3 protein-coding genes are annotated in these 2335 nt (G+C 70.3%); 2 read left to right on the plus strand and 1 reads right to left on the minus strand.

The genetic code is table 11. The features are described 5' to 3' along the window. Positions 1-7: 7 nt before the first annotated feature. Both lpxI and lpxB read left to right on the plus strand, forming a co-directional pair. Positions 8-163 carry a UDP-2,3-diacylglucosamine diphosphatase LpxI domain-containing protein gene (lpxI, locus tag ABZD10_RS15300; RefSeq protein WP_372887843.1) on the plus strand — a complete coding sequence of 52 codons (156 nt, stop codon included), beginning with the start codon at positions 8-10 and terminating at the stop codon, positions 161-163. Then, positions 164-1321 carry a lipid-A-disaccharide synthase gene (gene lpxB / locus ABZD10_RS15305; protein WP_372887839.1) on the plus strand — a complete coding sequence of 386 codons (1158 nt, stop codon included), beginning with the start codon at positions 164-166 and terminating at the stop codon, positions 1319-1321. Positions 1322-1366: 45 nt separating this feature from the next. Here lpxB and mnmA read toward each other — a convergent pair. Beyond that, a partial coding sequence (gene mnmA, locus ABZD10_RS15310; protein WP_372887841.1) for a tRNA 2-thiouridine(34) synthase MnmA occupies positions 1367-2335 on the minus strand: 969 nt, incomplete at its 5' end.

The following is a 2335-nucleotide window of genomic DNA, read 5'->3' on the forward strand; positions in this document are numbered from 1 at the left end:
CGTGGACATGCCCGCGATCGGGCCCGGGACGATCGCCGCCGCGGCCGCCGCAGGGCTTGCGGGAATCGTGATCGAGGCCGGCACCGTGCTGCTGATCGACCGTGACGAGACCTTGCGGGCGGCCGATGCCGCCGGTCTGTTCCTGATCGCCGAGGCGCCCTAGATGCGCGTCTTCCTGATCGCCGGCGAAGCCTCGGGCGACCGGCTCGGCGCGGCGCTGATGGCGGGGTTGCACACGCTTGCCGGCAGCGTCGAGTTCGACGGTATCGGCGGGCCGCTGATGCAGGCCGAGGGGCTGACCAGCCTGTTTCCCATGGACGAACTCAGCGTCATGGGCATCGCCGAGGTGCTGCCCCGCTATCGCCACCTGCTGAAACGCATGCACCAGACCGCCAAGGCGGCGCTGGCGTCGCGGGCCGACGTGATGGTGACCATCGACAGCCCCGATTTCTGCCTGCGGGTGGCGCGCGAGGTCAAGGCCGCCGGCGGCCTGCGCTGCGTGCATTACGTCGCGCCCTCGGTCTGGGCCTGGCGCCCCGGGCGCGCGGCCAAGATGGCGCGGGCGATCGATCAGGTGCTGGCACTGCTGCCCTTCGAGCCGCCCTTCATGGAGGCGGCCGGCATGCGCTGCGACTTCGTCGGCCACCCGGTGGTTGCCGAGCCGGTGGCGAGCCCGCATGAGGTGGCGCAGGTCCGCGCCCGCCACCGGGTCGGCGACCGGCCGCTGCTGCTGGCGCTTCCGGGATCGCGCCGGGGCGAGGTGTCGCGCCTGACCCCGGCCTTCGGCGAGGTGGTGGCGCGGATGACACGGGCCCGACCCGAGCTGCAGGTGGTGGTGCCGGCGGCAGGCCCCGTGGCCGGGCTGGTGCGCGACATGACCGCGCAATGGCGGCATCCGCCGGTGATCCTTGATCCCAACGGCATCGATCCGGCCGCTGCCCTGGCCGAGAAACGCGCCGCCTTCGGCGCCGCCGACGTGGCGCTGGCCGCTTCGGGCACGGTTTCGCTGGAGCTGGCGGCCTCGGGGACGCCGATGGTGATCGCCTATGACATGAACTGGATCAGCTGGCAGATCATGAGCCGCATGGCGCTGATCGACACCGTGACGCTGGTCAACCTTGTCACCGACACGCGCGCGGTGCCTGAGTTCCTTGGCCCCGACTTCAAGCCCGAGGCGATCGCGCCGGCGCTTTTGGCGCTGCTTGATGATGCGGGCGCGCAGCATGCGGCGATGGCGCTGACGATGGAGCTGTTGGGTCGGGGGCAGGCCGAGCCCGGCCTGCGCGCCGCGCGGGCGGTGCTGGAGGGGCTTTCCGGCTAGCGCGCCGCCGGGGGCGGGCGGTCGACGGCCGGCCGTGCCGCGCGGTCAGGCGCCGCGCCAGATCCAGCCGCCGCCGAAGATGCGGCTGCTGGCGGTGTCGTAGAAGACACAGGCCTGACCCGGCGAGACACCCTCTTCCGGGGTCAGCAGTTCGACCTCGGCGCTCTGCGGCCCGGTGGGGCGCAGGATCGCCTCGCGCGGCGGGCGGGTCGAGCGCACCTTGACCGCGACATGCCATTCGGCGCGGCTGTCGAAGGGGGCATCGCCCAGCCAGTTGATCTCGCGCACCGGGATGACGCGGGTGGCCAGCATCTCTTTGGGGCCGACGATCACCCGCTTGTTGTCGACATCGAGCCGGACCACGTAGAGCGGCTCGCTGAGCCCGCCGATGCCGAGGCCGCGACGCTGGCCGATGGTATAGTGGATCACCCCCTCGTGCCGGCCCAGCACCTTGCCGTGATGATCGACGATCTCGCCCGGTTCCGCCGCGCCGGGGCGCAGCTTTTCGATCACCCCGGCATAATCGCCGTCCGGCACGAAACAGATGTCCTGGCTGTCGGGCTTGTCGGCGACGGCAAGCCCGTATTCGGCGGCCAGAGCCCGGGTCGCCTCCTTGTTGGGCAAATGCCCCAGCGGGAAGCGCAGGTAGTCGAGCTGTTCGGGGGTGGTCGAGAACAGGAAATAGCTCTGGTCGCGATTGGCGTCGACGGCGCTGTGCAGCTCGGGCCCGTTGGGGCCGATCTTGCGCTGGATGTAATGGCCGGTGGCCATGCAGTCTGCGTCAAGATCCTTGGCGGTTTCCAGTAGGTCCTTGAACTTCACCCTTTCGTTGCAGCGGATGCAGGGCACCGGGGTGGCGCCGGCCAGATAGCTGTCGGCGAACTCGTCGATCACCGCGTCCTGAAAGATGTTCTCGTAATCGAGCACGTAATGCGGAAAGCCCTTTTCCTCGGCCACCCGGCGGGCATCGTGGATGTCGATCCCGGCGCAGCAGGCGCCCTTTTTGGCCAGCGC

The sequence above is a fragment of the Shimia sp. genome (genome assembly GCF_041624275.1).
Taxonomy (GTDB): Bacteria; Pseudomonadota; Alphaproteobacteria; order Rhodobacterales; family Rhodobacteraceae; genus Shimia.

What these genes read in the sequence shown, in the direction of transcription:
- lpxI (WP_372887843.1), top strand. Translation starts at nt 8, where the DNA reads ATGCCCGCGATCGGGCCCGGGACGATCGCCGCCGCGGCCGCCGCAGGG.
- lpxB (WP_372887839.1), top strand. Translation starts at nt 164, where the DNA reads ATGCGCGTCTTCCTGATCGCCGGCGAAGCCTCGGGCGACCGGCTCGGC.